At 32.7% G+C, this 14,496-nt stretch carries 14 protein-coding genes and 2 tRNA genes; 5 read left to right on the top strand and 11 right to left on the bottom strand.

Annotated elements, in window-relative coordinates; translation table 11 throughout:
• Positions 1-605 (bottom strand): YaaA family protein (locus tag FZ940_RS09230; protein ID WP_148822326.1); only part of this gene is annotated, 605 nt, incomplete at its 3' end.
• A 139-nt stretch (positions 606-744) separates the two neighbouring features.
• Here FZ940_RS09230 and flgL point away from each other — a divergent pair.
• The 4 genes from flgL (at position 745) to FZ940_RS09210 (ending at position 5,565) form a co-directional block, all read left to right on the top strand.
• Entirely contained in the window at positions 745-3,060 is a 2,316-nt protein-coding gene (gene flgL / locus FZ940_RS09225; RefSeq protein ID WP_148822325.1) for a flagellar hook-associated protein FlgL, read from the top strand.
• Between the two features lie 41 nt (positions 3,061-3,101).
• Positions 3,102-5,282, top strand: coding sequence for an FtsK/SpoIIIE family DNA translocase (locus FZ940_RS09220; RefSeq protein ID WP_410368989.1), 2,181 nt, complete (start codon positions 3,102-3,104; stop codon positions 5,280-5,282).
• Positions 5,283-5,389: 107 nt separating this feature from the next.
• Positions 5,390-5,464, top strand: a tRNA-Gln gene (locus FZ940_RS09215).
• Positions 5,465-5,490: 26 nt separating this feature from the next.
• A tRNA-Met gene (locus tag FZ940_RS09210) sits at positions 5,491-5,565 on the top strand.
• 46 nt (positions 5,566-5,611) lie between these two features.
• Here the strand turns inward: FZ940_RS09210 and FZ940_RS09205 are convergent.
• The 10 genes from FZ940_RS09205 to FZ940_RS09170 all read right to left on the bottom strand — a co-directional run bounded on the left by FZ940_RS09205 (position 5,612) and on the right by FZ940_RS09170 (position 13,956).
• Positions 5,612-6,484: a tyrosine-type recombinase/integrase gene (locus tag FZ940_RS09205; protein WP_148822323.1), complete on the bottom strand. Its 873-nt coding sequence runs from the start codon at positions 6,482-6,484 to the stop codon at positions 5,612-5,614.
• Entirely contained in the window at positions 6,471-7,091 is a 621-nt protein-coding gene (locus FZ940_RS09200; RefSeq protein ID WP_187422167.1) for a DNA cytosine methyltransferase, read from the bottom strand. Before FZ940_RS09200 ends, FZ940_RS09205 begins: the two co-directional genes overlap by 14 nt.
• Before the next feature lie 13 nt (positions 7,092-7,104).
• A complete protein-coding gene (locus tag FZ940_RS09195; protein WP_148822321.1) occupies positions 7,105-8,445 on the bottom strand; it encodes a rolling circle replication-associated protein in 1,341 nt (446 codons plus the stop codon).
• Positions 8,446-8,674: 229 nt separating this feature from the next.
• Positions 8,675-9,817 (bottom strand): type II secretion system protein GspD, encoded by a 1,143-nt coding sequence (locus FZ940_RS09190; RefSeq protein WP_054196520.1) that lies wholly within the window; start codon positions 9,815-9,817, stop codon positions 8,675-8,677.
• Positions 9,768-10,907, bottom strand: coding sequence for a zonular occludens toxin domain-containing protein (locus tag FZ940_RS09185; RefSeq protein WP_148822320.1), 1,140 nt, complete (start codon positions 10,905-10,907; stop codon positions 9,768-9,770). Before FZ940_RS09185 ends, FZ940_RS09190 begins: the two co-directional genes overlap by 50 nt.
• 2 nt (positions 10,908-10,909) lie before the next feature.
• Positions 10,910-11,326 (bottom strand): hypothetical protein, encoded by a 417-nt coding sequence (locus FZ940_RS09180; RefSeq protein ID WP_187422166.1) that lies wholly within the window; start codon positions 11,324-11,326, stop codon positions 10,910-10,912.
• Positions 11,327-11,329: 3 nt separating this feature from the next.
• Positions 11,330-11,539 carry a hypothetical protein gene (locus FZ940_RS09490; protein ID WP_187422165.1) on the bottom strand — a complete coding sequence of 70 codons (210 nt, stop codon included), beginning with the start codon at positions 11,537-11,539 and terminating at the stop codon, positions 11,330-11,332.
• Between the two features lie 137 nt (positions 11,540-11,676).
• Positions 11,677-12,738: a hypothetical protein gene (locus FZ940_RS09485; protein WP_187422164.1), complete on the bottom strand. Its 1,062-nt coding sequence runs from the start codon at positions 12,736-12,738 to the stop codon at positions 11,677-11,679.
• A gap of 523 nt (positions 12,739-13,261) precedes the next feature.
• Complete coding sequence (locus FZ940_RS09175; protein ID WP_084108104.1) at positions 13,262-13,483, bottom strand: hypothetical protein; 222 nt, start codon at positions 13,481-13,483, stop codon at positions 13,262-13,264.
• 95 nt (positions 13,484-13,578) lie between these two features.
• The gene (locus tag FZ940_RS09170) at positions 13,579-13,956 is read right to left on the bottom strand and encodes a hypothetical protein (protein ID WP_103577280.1); all 378 of its coding nucleotides are present in this window, start codon (positions 13,954-13,956) and stop codon (positions 13,579-13,581) included.
• Between the two features lie 228 nt (positions 13,957-14,184).
• Between FZ940_RS09170 and FZ940_RS09165 the strand changes: the two genes are divergently transcribed.
• Entirely contained in the window at positions 14,185-14,436 is a 252-nt protein-coding gene (locus FZ940_RS09165) for a DUF1828 domain-containing protein (RefSeq protein ID WP_085657447.1), read from the top strand.
• The last annotated feature ends 60 nt before the right edge of the window (positions 14,437-14,496 follow it).

Below are 14,496 nucleotides of genomic sequence, written 5' to 3'. Positions count from 1 at the left end.
CTATATGCTTTTGCGTGATGACTCACTATTTTTTTATTTTTTATAAAGCAAAAAGTTATGTATTCTTTTTTTATAGTGTAAAATTTTTCATAAAACTTAGCTCTAAGGTCTAAAATCTCATCATTTTGCAAAAACTCATCAACCGCTTTACTAAAATTTTTTTCATAAAATTTTGAAATTTCAAAGCCACCTAGCTTTTCACCTTGCTTTAGTTTGTATTCTGGTATCTCATCTTTTGCTAAGATAGGCCCAAATAAATTTGAAAAGATTAAAACATTATTATCTATATATTTTTGCGCCTTATTGTCTAAACCACGATAGTTTAGATGTTTATAAGCCACGCCATCATACCTTAAGATAGCTTTTATGCTGCCTTTTTGAGATAGGCTTTCTCGCAGCTGCTTACTCTCTTCAAGCTCTTTTAGCCCAAAAAGCTTTTTTATCTCGTCTAAATTTGCATTTTTTAAAAATTCATCATATCTGTTTAAAATTTCAACTCTTTTGTCAAAAAGCTCTGGAAATATCAAATCCTTGCCATTAAATTTATTATTCGTATTTAGAGAAATTTTACTTTCGCTTGGAGAAAAGAGAATTTTTAGTGCCATTTTTCTTACCTATTTTATATATAAATTTTTGTTGGATTATACAATAAACTTTTTGTGCTAAAAAAAATCAAATTTTTACCGATATAAAAACAAGCGGAATCATTTTTGCTTAGAGTGAATAAAAATTTAGGAAAAAATTATGAGAATAACAAACCAACTACGTTTTAGTCAGACTCTGCATGACTACCAAAAAAATATGACCGGTGTAAATAAAAGCTATAAGCAGCTCTCAAATGGTTTGAAAATTCAAGATCCATACGATGGTGCTGCGACTTATAATGATGCGATGAGGCTTGATTATGAAGTAACTACTCTCACTCAAGTAGTTGATGCCACTGGTAAATCTGTAAATTTCTCAAAAAATACAGATAATGCGTTGCAAGAGTTTGAAAAACAGCTTGAAAATTTTAAGACAAAAGTAGTCCAAGCAGCTAGCAGCGTGCATAGTAAGACATCGCTAGAAGCTTTGGCAAATGATCTTCAAGGCATAAAAAATCACCTTGTGAATATTGCAAACACTTCGGTTAATGGGCAGTTTTTGTTTTCTGGAAGTGCTGTTGATACAAAGCCAATAGATGGCGCTGGAAAGTATCAAGGCAATCGTGATTATATGAAAACATCGGCTGGAGCACAAGTCGAGCTTCCTTATAATATCCCAGGATATGATCTATTTTTAGGAAAAGATGGTGATTACAGTAAAATTTTGACCACAAATGTTCGTTTAGCTGATCAAACTAGAACCGACATCTCCTATGCGCCAAAATTTCTAAACGATAACAGCAAGATAAAAAATATGATCGGGTTAAATTACGCTAGTGATTCAGTGGTTAGAAGTGACGGCTCTTACAATGGCACAATAAATCCAGATTATGATTTTTTAGATAATTCAAATGTAAATTTTCCAGATACATATTTTTTCATGCAAGGCAAAAAGCCAGACGGCACGACATTTACTAGCAAATTTAAGATGAGTGCAAATACAACAATGGCTGGGCTTATGGAAAAAATCGGTATGGAATTTGGCAATACAAAAACAACAAAAGTTGTTGATGTGAGCATAAATAACGATGGACAATTTAATATAAAAGATCTTACTAAAGGTAATCAAACTATTGACTTTCATATGGTTGCAGCCACATCAGTAGCACCAAATCGCGGTGCAATCGCTCAAAACAACAGGCTTGATACGGTAAATTCTCTTGAAGATCTTGAAACTATGGCAAATAACGTTCCAAAAAAGGTTCATATCACTGAGTTTGTAAAGAGCAAATATACCGATAAAGATGGAAATGCGACAAATGCATTTGACTATGATAAGGTTAGATTTGAAAGAAAGGATAATGAGCTAATCGCAAATTTACCTCAAGTAGCTAGAAGAACGGGCGAATATGCAACAGATCAGACAAAGCTAAGCGAAGTCTCTGGTACAAAAGAGAGCTACGATAGAAATTTATATCCAAAAGATGTCGATGCTAGAAAGAGAGAGCTTTTTAATATCGATAACCAAGAGATAAATTTACAAGTAAAGTCAATCACCGGTACAAAATATGATATAAAGGTAAAAATGGGCACAGCGGGAGGCACAAATACTCCAGTGCAATTTGAAATAACATCTACACCACCAGGTGGCACGCCTTCTACACCTAGGACTTTAACGGTTTATAACTCAGATGAGTTTGGAAGTTACAGAACTTATGCTAGCGATTTTACTTATAGGCAGCTCATGGATATCGTTGCTATGGCAGCAAGCGATAATATCCCAAATCCTCCACATGCAGAAAATGCAAATTTTGATACAGATATTGAAAAGGTAAAAAGAGATCAAAACTATAATGCCTATAAAGAGGCTTTGTCAAAAACAAAGGGTGCGGTAGAGACAACTTTAGATGATAAGGGCAGAATGGTTTTAACTGATAAGACAAAATCAGTAACAAACATAGAAGTAACTATGCATGATGCAAAAAATAGCGATAAATTTGATGGCGATAGCACTGGTAGAGATACAGCTGGTAATGCTGGCCACCCTCAAGGAAATGGTTCTGTCTTTAGCTTTAATGAAAATAATGCTTTAACTATTGATGAGCCAAGTACGAGCGTTTTTCAAGACCTTGATAATATGATCGAAGCTGTTAGAAAGGGATATTATAGAGCTGATGCAAATAGTAATGATCCACGAAATACCGGCATGCAAGGCGCATTACAAAGGCTTGATCATTTAATAGATCATGCAAATAAAGAGCTTACAAAGATCGGCTCTCAATCAAAACTTTTAACAGCCACAAAAGAGCGAGCCGAAGTAATGAAAGTGAATGTGCAAACTGTTAAAAATGATGTAATTGACGCAGACTATGCGGAGTCATATCTGAAATTTACGCAGCTTTCACTATCTTATCAAGCAACCCTACAAGCAAGTGCAAAGATAAATCAACTAAGCTTGCTAAATTATTTAAATTAAAATTTAAATCAGCAGGTCGCCTAGCTTGCTGATTTTTTAAAATTAAACTCAAGCGTGCTATAATAAGCCTTTTTTATAAAGGATCTAAAATTTTACGACATATTTTATTTACAATTTTTGTTTGCATTTTTATATATTTTGGTATCGCTACAGCTGCTCCAACTGCTGATTTTGTTGGCTCGCTCGGACAAAGCCTTGGTATTTTAAATATCAAATATTTTGGACTTATCGCGTATGTTTATCCATTTTTATTGATCATTTTGAGCTATTTTGTCTATAAAAATTTTAAGAAATTTGATTTTGATTTTGCTCAGTTTGTAGTTGGGATTTTTCTATTTTTTATCGCATTTTTGATGTTTCAAGCGCTAAGTACTTCTGGGGCAAATAGCGGCGTGATAGGCGGCTTTATAGTCTCAGCGCTAAAAGAAGTCATCGGCTCTATCGGCACTGCGGTTGCTATACTTATGATGTTTATTATCTCACTTGGGCTTGCTTTTAGGGAAAATTTTATCATTGTTTTAAGAAAGGCTTTTGTGGATAAAGAGGTAAAAGTCCATGAAGAGAGAAATTTAAAAGAGATAAAACAAAAACAACTTCCAAAAATCGAACGCAAAAAACAAAAGAATAATGATATAAAAGAAGAAGAACTTATAGAAGCTCAGGTACTAAATGATGATGAGCAGAATTTAGATGAAGAGCTAGAGCCTGAGTCAGAAAAAGAGAGCAGGGCCTCAACTATAAACGGAGTTGAAATTTTAAACGAAGTGGCTGAAAACAAGAAGTTGCTTGATCAAATAGAGCGAGGAAATGTGGAAAAGCCAAAGAATTTTGTCTTGCCACCGCTTAAATTTTTAAACGATCCGCCAAAACGCTCACATAGTGTAAATGAAACGGAAATCGATCAGCAAATTTCTAATTTGCTTGATAAACTCCGTAAGTTTAAAATAGACGGAGATGTGGTTAGAACTTATACTGGGCCTATCGTCACGACATTTGAGTTTCGTCCAGCTCCACATATCAAGGTAAGTAAAATTTTGACACTTCAAGATGATCTAGCGATGGCACTAAAAGCTCAAACGATCCGTATCCAAGCGCCGATTCCCGGCAAAGATGTCGTAGGCATCGAGGTGCCAAATCAAAATTTAGAAACAATCTATATAAAAGAAATTTTAGAGAGCGAAGTCTTTAAAAATGCAAGTAGCCCACTAACTATGGCACTTGGCAAAGATATCGTCGGTGCCCCTTTTGTGACAGACCTTAAAAAACTCCCACATTTGCTAATAGCTGGAACAACGGGGTCTGGCAAGAGTGTCGGTATAAATGCGATGCTTTTAAGCTTGCTTTATAGAAATAGCCCACAAACTTTGCGTCTAATGATGATCGATCCAAAAATGCTTGAATTTAGCATATATAACGACATCCCACATCTTCTAACTCCAGTTATCACAGAGGCTAAAAAGGCAATCACTGCACTTGCCAATATGGTCGCTGAAATGGAGCGAAGATATAAGATAATGAGCCAAACTCGTACAAAAAATATAGAGAGCTACAATGAAAAGATGAAAGAGGAAGGCGGTGAGCAGTTCCCGTATATCGTTGTGATCATCGATGAGCTAGCTGATCTGATGATGACTAGTGGCAAGGATGTGGAGCTTTATATTGGACGCTTAGCGCAGATGGCAAGGGCTAGTGGCATACACTTGATAGTGGCAACCCAGCGCCCAAGTGTTGATGTCGTGACTGGCCTTATAAAGGCAAATTTACCAAGCAGGATAAGCTATAGAGTAGGGCAGAGGATCGATAGTAAGGTCATTCTTGATCAAATGGGAGCTGAGAGCTTACTCGGACGTGGAGATATGTTATTTACACCTCCAGGAAGCCCTGGTGTGATAAGACTTCACGCACCATTTGCTAGTGAAAAAGAGATAGAAACGGTTGTAAATTTCTTAAAAGAGCAACAAGATGTAGTTTATGATGAAAAATTTTTAATAGAAGAAGGCACAAGCGGAAGTGTGGCTGCTGGTACTCTAGGAGAAGATGAACTTGATGAGCTTTATGAAGAGGCTAAAGAGATCATTTTAAGTGAGCAAAAAACGTCAATAAGCTATCTGCAAAGGCGTTTAAAAATAGGTTACAACAAAGCTGCAAACATAATAGAGCAAATGGAAAAAATGGGTGTTTTAAGTCCAGTGAATGCAAAAGGACAAAGAGAAATTTTATAGCTAAAGTCATAAATTGCTTTAATTTTAGAATTTTAATTTTTATTAAAATTCTAAAAAGTCTTGACAAAGCACATTAAAATCTATATAATTACAACTCTTAAAAACATTGGGGTATCGCCAAGCGGTAAGGCAACTGGTTTTGGTCCAGTCATTCAGAGGTTCGAATCCTCTTACCCCATCCACTTTTTAAATCCAAAATAATACTTATCGCGGAGTAGAGCAGTGGTAGCTCGTCGGGCTCATAACCCGAAGGTCGGCGGTTCAAATCCGTCCTCCGCAACCAAATGCCTATTTTATCGATGTTTGAAACACTTTTTAAAATGCTTAAATTATTCTGAAATTGATTTTAGTAAATTTTCGATAGTTTCTTTAGATTTTTTAACGTTTGCAGTAATATATTTTTGTGTTGTAGTGATGTTTGTATGCCCTAAAGTAAATGATACTTGCTCGATCGGAATTTTTAAATAATTAATTGAATATGTGCCAATTAAATGCCTTATATCGTGAAGTCTGATTTTAGGAAGATTATTTCGTTTAAGAAGTGAAGACCAGCTTTTACGCAAATCTTTAAATTTATCGTTAGTCATAGGATTAATAAAGACATAATCGTTTAGCCTATTTTCTTTCTTAGCTATCAAAAATCTTTTATAAAGACGATTAAAAAGTTCATCGCTCATTTTATAAATCATATTTCTTTTGGCCTTATTAATTTTAAAAGGGATCATATAAGTCCTGGTCTTAAAATTTATATCGCTAAATTTTAGGCTTAATACTTCATTCTTTCGTCTGCCATGAAGTAGAAAAAAGAATATATCAGAGCTTGCATCGGTATTTTCACAAATAGCCTTAATAAAGCGTTTTTGAATAGCGATCGAGTAATCAAAATACCTTTTATTATCAAACTTTGGCAGCTCGATAAAATCGCAAGGATTTTTATTTATTAACTCCAGTTTTATACCTAGCTTGAAAATAACCTTTAGCTTTGCAACGATATTCTTAATAGTCTTTATCTTGTAATCTTGCTTGATAAGATCATTACAAAACTTTTGTATATCGATAAAATTTATATCTTCTATTTCTCTTAAGCCAAGCGAGTTTTTAAAATGCTTATTATAAGTAGCTATATCGCTTCTTAGAGTAGTTGGACTTAAAATAAGCTCATAAAAGCTAATGTAATTATTAAAAAGCTCATTTAGTGTCATCAAAAAGACCTTTATCAAATGCGCAGCCTAAAACGTATTTACCCAAATTACTATCAACTTGATTTCTAATAATCTGTCTTTTATTTTTTATATTTTTAAATAAACTTAAATCAAAATCATGAAAATCAGAAATAACAAAATTTTTAATTAACTTACTAGATTTTTGAAAAGACTTTTCAGAAATATAGAAATTTGACCAAAATAAATGACGAGAAATTTTTGCATTATAAGAAATCAAAGGATCATAATAAGGAATAACGTTTTCAACAACAAACTTATTTTTACAAAAAGTTTTTAAAAAACTTATAAGGGAATAAAGCCTAAAATCAGGCAAAGAACGACTATTAATAGTATTTTGATTTGAAAAATTAACCCTTGAATGAGTTTGACAAGGTGGAGAAGCCCATATAAAATCAAATTTATCATAGTTATTGGCAGCATAATCAAAAGCATCACAAATAATAACTTTATCAGTGGGAAATCTAAATTTATAAACATCGGCAATAGCTGGATCAAACTCAACAGCAGTTACATCAATATCCGATAATACATCATTCCATAATAACCTATTACCGCCAATGCCAGCAAATAAATTTAAAATTCTCATTACATTATCCTTTTCAAAACTCATTACAAATCAAAAATCTATCTACAAAGCTATCAATATCAGGAGCATTTAAATCGTGCTTTTTATGATAATGTGTGAAGTTATCTAATTCCCTATCAAGCATTAAATTTTCAACATAAGCTAAATGCTGGGCATTTACATCACCGCCCAAGCTCTCATAGTAATTGACTAGCTCGTAATCTTTCATTCTGCTTACTGGTTTAGGCTTTTCATCGCTTTTAAAAAGCTCATCGCAAAGCTTTAAAATTTGCCTTTGTTTTAAATTAGTGCCAAAGCTTTTTATTTCATCTTGTGCGTTTTCATCTTTTTGGCTATCAATTTTCAATCTATCGTAAAAATTCATAAGCCTACCACTTATATAATGCTCTAATCTGCCATTTAAATAAATAATCTCTTCTTTGTTGAAAGGCAATTTTATATATATGTAATCATCTTTTTTATTCCACTCGAGTATTGCTCTATGATCGTTTGTTAAGTCGTTTAAGTGATAAAAGTCTTGCATCGTGCTAATAAAATTAATCTTCCTATATACCCATAATGGCACTTTAGTGCGTGAGCTTATAAATCTTCTTACTTTGTGCTTTACATACCAGGCTGAAAGCTCGTCAAAATCTTGCGTTTCTTTTAGGTTAATGAAAGTCTTTTGGATATACTTCATAACATAGCCACTAGGATTATTAATACTAGTTTGAAAGCCGTTTAATTCGCCGTTTTTCTTTTGCTCGCTTGTGATAGCATTTGTTTTTAAGTTTTGCGGAGCATAAAAAATATCAGTATAAATTCTTTTCATAAAGTCTATTGTGTGAGCTGGGACGTAAAATAAAGCGTGAATGTGTGGCACGCCGTCTTTTTTGTGTGGCTCAAAGCACCTTATATAGCTTCTATCAATATTTTTAAATTTTCTTGAATATCGCATAATAAATAAATTCCATTGATGATTAAGAACGGCTACTAAATCAGAAATACTTAAAGGCACTGAATTTTTAGCCTTATATTTAACTTCATCAGGCAAATATCTATAATCAATCGGCATAAATTTAGAATAATCGCCATTTAATGCACCCCTAAAGCAGCCGTTAAGAGTGATGGTTAAAAATACTGGGACTTGAAAATAATCAATAGCAAAAGAGCTAAACACATTTACGCGGTTAGACACTTCGGCGTAATATTTATCGCTAAAGTTGGCCGACATTGAAATGTCTAGCAAATTTCTAACCTGGCCATTAACATTAACAAAAGAGAAAGAGCGCATATATTCCCTTTGGCTATCAAGCTTTGCTTGGCAAAGCTCAACGTCAAGGGGAGAAACACCATATAAATTTCTCGCTCGCATAATCGCTTCCTTAAACGTAAGAGTTTTTTATTAATTTGACAAGGGCAGCCATTGTGGCGGACTTCGTCCGCCCATGGCAGCCTTTTTTGGCTACGCCAAAACACATATAGGCGAAAGGGGTGTTTTAAACCCAAAAAGCATATTAGCTGCACGGCTCGATTAAGCAGAATGTGCCAATAAGCTTTATTTCTCGCCTTTTGTAGGGGAAATCCCCTACACCCCTAAAACATTAAATAATTTGAATTGTGAGCGTTAGAACAGAGTTTATTTCGCTGTCTTGCTCGACTGAAAAAAGATACTTTAAAAACCATATATCTTTGAGGATAGGCACGCCATTACGTTGCTTAGAAGTAGTCGTTTTATTAATACCGCTAAGAACTAGAACGTCGCCACGCTTTAAAGAATACGAGCTTTTAAGCTCCTTTTTTGAAACAATGGGCGTTAATGATGTACTTTGAGAGAGAATATCTTCAAGTATTAAATGTAAGTCAAAATCAATGTGATCAGATAAAATGATAGGCTTTAAATTTATCTTTAAACCAATGTCTTTATATTCGTAACTATCAGTCTTTTGATAATTTAAATTAGATATATCAGTTTTTGAAACTAAATAAGGGATATTTTGAACGGAACTAAAATAAACTTCGGTGTGATTTTTTGCCGTCAATACTGGCGATGAGATAATTTTTGTAATGCCATTTGTGTCAAGAAAATTTAATATGCCAAAAAAGGCACGATCATCATTTTTAATAATATTTGAATTAGTAATATAAGGGGAAGTAATCAGATTAATATAATAAGCTAAATCGCCGTGATTAAGTGGCTTAAGCAAGCCCTTTAAATTTGTGCCTAAATCTTTAATGTCTTTTAGATTTGTTTCAGTGATAGTCAGTTTAAATGTTACTTGCTCCAGGCTCTTATCAATCTTTGAAATGGCTTCTTTAATCTGATCAAATATATAGTCATCAGCCCTAAAGAAAACCGAATTAGAAGACGTCGAATAAGTAGCATTTAAATCAAACTGGCTAAGAATTTTATTTACATCATCGTAAACATAATTCTTTAGCTCGATACGCCTAAGATCATAATCAGGCAATTTTTGAGAGCTTACGTAGTAGAAATTATCCTTTTTATAAAGGTATAAATTCTTAGCTTCAAGCATTTTTCTAAACATTGCAATCGTGATCTTAACTTCATCTTCATAGATAAAATAATATTCGCCCTGGTGTATGCTTTCATCAGTTACAATGGCTATATTATTAGCCCTACTAGTAAGACGTGCGAAATCTAAAAGATCAGTATAAATTTCGGCAGCAAACAAGCTATTTAAAAACAGCAGCGGAAGAACTAGGAACTTGATTAAACTTTTCATCGGAAACACCTTTGTTATTTTTTGAAATTAAATTTTGGAAAACTGGCTTGTCAAATACATAGTAGTACTTGACAAGCTCGTGAGATTTTGGCTCGTAATAAAAATATAATGGCGTATACATTGAAGATATGTAACTAAGTAATGATAATGGGTATAAATGATAGTCGTCGTCAAAATGGCAAGATGAATTAACGCAAGTAATGTTATATATATAAATTTCTGGCACATCGGAACTATTTTTAATGTTATTTTTTGAAGTGTCTTTGAATATATCTGGAAAATCTGAAATACTATTTTTTTGAGAATTTGAAAAAGAAGTTTTATCTTGATTTGATAAATTGTTTTCGGTTGGAGTATCGCTTTTAAAAATAGACATAACAACAAAATAAAAATAAAGTAAAAGAAAAATAAAAACAACAATAGCTAGCAAAAAATAAAATCTTACAAATGATTTTTTATTTGAACTTTGTCCAGAGTGGTATAAATTAAATACTTCTTCAAGATATGGAATATTAATAATCTCTAATCTATCTTTTTTATAAAGCCTATAAGATGCAAAAACTTCATAACGAAATTTCTTTGAAAATAATCTTTTTGCGCTATCGACAGCCCTATAAAATTTTTCTGCTATACGTTTATATTCGTTATTGACTAAGGTTAAATCTTGAGTAATTAAATAAATATCCTGGTATAAATGGCGATGATATGTAAGCCACCAAACTAAAATTTCGTCTTTCTTGTCTTTAAAAAAGTTATGACACTCATCAAGAACAAATACGCAACCATATAAATTTAACTCTTTGGCTTTTTCATTAACTTCGTTATCGGTTGCACCAGTCTTATATAAAGCATATAAATTTCTTAAGCCTAAATAGAACTTATCAAAATCAAACTTTTTAAATTTGTCGGATAACTCAAACTTAAACTCATTTATATTTGTATAGCAAAATAAATAACTAGGCTTTTCTTTAGGCTTAACAAATTTAGATAAAAATGTTTTCTTTGGCTCAAATAAAAAGGTCTGATAAATCATATATACTGCGTAATATGTTTTACCGCTTCCAGGATTGCCAACTAAATAAGTAATCATTTTTAAAGCTTTGCCAAAATAAATGTAACAAGAGTTTCACGAACAAATCTAAAAACAGTAATGCCAATTTTTGTCGCATAAATTACAAAGAAAGAAAGAAAAATAGGCGAAAATATAGAAAACACATCACAAAAGGCATTCCAAGCACCAAGAGATTTTAAAATAGAAAAGGCAGTCGTTACGATCTTTTCATTGCCTACTGAAAGATTATTGACATAATCAATAATATAGTTAAATTTAGAATAGATGAAGTTAATAATATAAATAACAGCAGCGGCATAAGATAAAACAAGAGTACCTAAAATTACGTTAGTAACAACCATTTTAGAAAATGTAATTGCTTTAAAAACAAAATTAATAGCATTTTCCCATTTAAAAAAGCGAAAGAATAAAACAATAGTAGCTATAATTGCTTGCATATCTTACCACCCCATAAAAGTAAAAATAAATAGCTTGGCTATTAAAAATAAAAACAACAAAAAGAAAGCTACAAAGAAAAAGACATAAAGAGAAGAAGCAATCGGCGAAAGAATACTACAAAAATCAAAGACAACTTTTTTACTAAAGAAAAACATATCTATATCAAAATTTAAAGGGCAAGTGTTAGGAATACCGCCTTTTTTTAAGCTCATTAAATTTCCATCTTTGATTTTTGAGATAGTATCATTTAAGCTTTTTTTAATACCATCAATAGGCTCAAAAAGATTATTAATATTTTCCTTATACGTATTTGCGAGATCAGCGGTTCTTTCTTCAAGCTCGCCATAATCTATATTGCCAGGTGTGGCGTTTTCAGAATTGCCGTTTCCTTGTCCACCACCTGAGCCGCTACCTGAGCCGCCACTTGATCCGCCGCCAGTACCACCAGATGAACCGCCACCAGTGCCGCCACTATTGCCACCAGAGCCGTTATTATTGCGTTATTATTGCCACCGCTAGAACCGCCGCCATTTCCAGGCGTAGAATTGTCTTTATTCTTATCTTTGTTTGGATCTTCTTTGTCTTTGTCTTTATTTGGATTTTCCTTGTCTTTATCCTTATTTGGGTCTTCTTTGTCTTTATCCTTGTCTTTGTTAGAATTTTCTTTACTTTTATCAAATTTGAAAGTAATCAATCTTTCATCTTTGCAATGTGCTTGAACAATATTAGGTTTGTTAGGATCCCAAGCATAACCAGGATTATAAGAAGAGCCAATACCAGCGCAGTAACACCTTGCAATATCATCTATTGTTAAAGCACTCGAGCAATCTATACAAGTATAATCAGAAGTAAAGAATTTATGATTATCTTCATCAGTACAATCAACTACACAAGCATTAGTTTGAACATTCCATAATTGACCAGCTGGACAAGAATCGACGCATTGCATTGTATCAGTGTTAAATTCTTGATTTAGCTTACATCTTGCAACTTCTTTGGGATTGAAAACAATAAAATCATAATAAGTAAACACTGGGTCTTTAGGATAATCAGAAGCAACAAAAAATTCATAATCACCAACACCACCACGCTGGCCAAAGCGACCAACTCTACTATTGCCACCTATATAAACATGACCAAAACCAACATAAAAACCTGGCTTATGTGAGCCAGCAAAATAATAAGCTTCTTGTCTAATTGTAAAAGAATAGATAAAGTAATAACCAGTTTCAGGCGATCTAAGACCATAATAATTATTACCTTTTAAAAATTTGCCATCGATAGGCTTGAAAGCGCTAGGCAAATTATAATCACGCATAACCCAACATAAGCCATCGCCATCGCAATTTTTAGAAAAAGCAAAAGAGCATAAAATAGATAAGAAAATGAAAAATCTAATTAGAAATTTCATCACAAAGCCTTAAAAAAATCTTTTTGTTAAAAGAGTTAAAGCAGCACAAATCGGTAAAGATAAGACCATAAACCATATAAAGATAGAAAAGAAGTAATCAAAAGACGGAACACCAATAACATCAAACATTTTAAACACCTTTTTTAAATTCTCGAGAGAATTATGAAAATAAACAAGCAAAGCAAGAAACCGCATAAAGTCCCAGTCATAGACATCAAGAAGTTATATTGCTCTATTGTTAAGTTAAGAAAGACTTTATCCATAAATTTAAACCCCAAAAAATTACTGACGCACTTCGTTTGTCGGCTTAAAGCTTTGCTTTGCACTCTGCTTTAAGCTTTAAAATTTATGTGCTAATTTTTAAAAAGACTAAAAGCAGAAGTAATGGCAGTAACACAAGCAAAAAAGACAATTACAATAGCAAAGAAAGAATTTAGAAAAAATCCTAATTTCGTAACGTCTATAAAATCAAAATACACTTTTAACCTTTTTAAAAATTAGCCCCCAATAAAGGGGGAACAAGCTATTTTAAAAGAGAAAGACCTTTTTTAACAGCAAAAATTGCAGCCAAAACAACAATAACCGCACCAGCTACGCCCATAAATGGAGTAATATTAAGATCGCCAGTTACTGTGCCATCTGCACCCATTGTTATACCAGCTGCAAGAGCATTACTTGACATTGCGCCAACAGCAGCAACACCACCTAGAACCTTAGCTTTAGTAGAAGAAAGAAATTTTTTCATCTCTAACCCTTTTTGTTTAAATTTAGTAGCCTTTAACTACTTATCTAAGGAAACACGGACTTAAATAAGTAGTTAAAGGGGATAGACCCCTTTATTTATTTATTTTCAGGTTTTTTTGCAGGCTTTGTATCAAATAGGAAGTATTCAACTGGATTAGCGATCGTAATTATTCTTTGATCGTTAGGGAAGCCACCTTCAACCGGTATTTCTTCGCCTTTTTTAAATTTTTCTTTTATTGCAGCCGCTACAAGTCCAGCGGTATTATTATCTGGGCAGATTATTTTAAAAACAACTTTTTGCTCTACTTCATCGGTAAAGCCAGTCTTTTCATTAACAACGTCATAGATATTTGATGAAGAAATACGAACAGAAGAAGAGTAATCATTACCTTCAAACTTACCAGAAGCCGAACTTCTAACAAGACCACCCCTAAGAACATACTTTAAATCATATTCAGATTTAACGATTTGCATTTTTAACACCTTTTTTTAATTTATTTTTTTGAAACACCATTTAACATAGCCCCGAAAAGGTGTTTCGTCCAAACGGGGCTAAAATAGTTTAATGCCATATTCAGGGCAAAATTTACATTATTTCGATAAAATCGAAACATATGTAAGATTTACATATTTTCAACAGGTAAATATTACATAATATAAAATTAAATAATGCTTAAATATGTAAATTTTACAGGTAAAAAAATGACAAATGCAGAAATCGCGAAAAAACTAAAAATAGCCGAAAAAACAATATACAACTGGCGAAAAAATAGAAAAGAATTATTTGAAGTTATAGAAAATGGATTAAATTTAAAGGAAGATAAAGAAAACTTATACGTAAATGTTACATATAAAGAGCTAATCGAACTATTAGAAAAACTATCACAGCAAGAAATTCAATACTACATTTCAGACATAAAAACAAGAATTTTAAAAAAAGAGATAGATAAATGAAAAAATTAATAATACTGATACTTACACTAATAAATTTAAATGCACTCGATACATTTAGGC

Source organism: Campylobacter concisus (genome assembly GCF_902460415.1).
Lineage (GTDB): Bacteria > Campylobacterota > Campylobacteria > Campylobacterales > Campylobacteraceae > Campylobacter_A > Campylobacter_A concisus_Y.
Note: the sequence above shows the minus strand (reverse complement) of the source record. Positions and strands in the feature narration are given on the sequence as shown.

Coding starts and splice junctions, on each gene's coding strand:
- flgL (WP_148822325.1), top strand. CDS start 745: ATGAGAATAACAAACCAACTACGTTTTAGTCAGACTCTGCATGACTAC.
- FZ940_RS09205 (WP_148822323.1), bottom strand. CDS start 6,484: ATGACACTAAATGAGCTTTTTAATAATTACATTAGCTTTTATGAGCTT.
- FZ940_RS09200 (WP_187422167.1), bottom strand. CDS start 7,091: ATGAGAATTTTAAATTTATTTGCTGGCATTGGCGGTAATAGGTTATTA.
- FZ940_RS09195 (WP_148822321.1), bottom strand. CDS start 8,445: ATGCGAGCGAGAAATTTATATGGTGTTTCTCCCCTTGACGTTGAGCTT.
- FZ940_RS09190 (WP_054196520.1), bottom strand. CDS start 9,817: ATGAAAAGTTTAATCAAGTTCCTAGTTCTTCCGCTGCTGTTTTTAAAT.
- FZ940_RS09185 (WP_148822320.1), bottom strand. CDS start 10,907: ATGATTACTTATTTAGTTGGCAATCCTGGAAGCGGTAAAACATATTAC.
- FZ940_RS09180 (WP_187422166.1), bottom strand. CDS start 11,326: ATGCAAGCAATTATAGCTACTATTGTTTTATTCTTTCGCTTTTTTAAA.
- FZ940_RS09490 (WP_187422165.1), bottom strand. CDS start 11,539: ATGAGCTTAAAAAAAGGCGGTATTCCTAACACTTGCCCTTTAAATTTT.
- FZ940_RS09485 (WP_187422164.1), bottom strand. CDS start 12,738: ATGAAATTTCTAATTAGATTTTTCATTTTCTTATCTATTTTATGCTCT.
- FZ940_RS09175 (WP_084108104.1), bottom strand. CDS start 13,483: ATGAAAAAATTTCTTTCTTCTACTAAAGCTAAGGTTCTAGGTGGTGTT.
- FZ940_RS09170 (WP_103577280.1), bottom strand. CDS start 13,956: ATGCAAATCGTTAAATCTGAATATGATTTAAAGTATGTTCTTAGGGGT.
- FZ940_RS09165 (WP_085657447.1), top strand. CDS start 14,185: ATGACAAATGCAGAAATCGCGAAAAAACTAAAAATAGCCGAAAAAACA.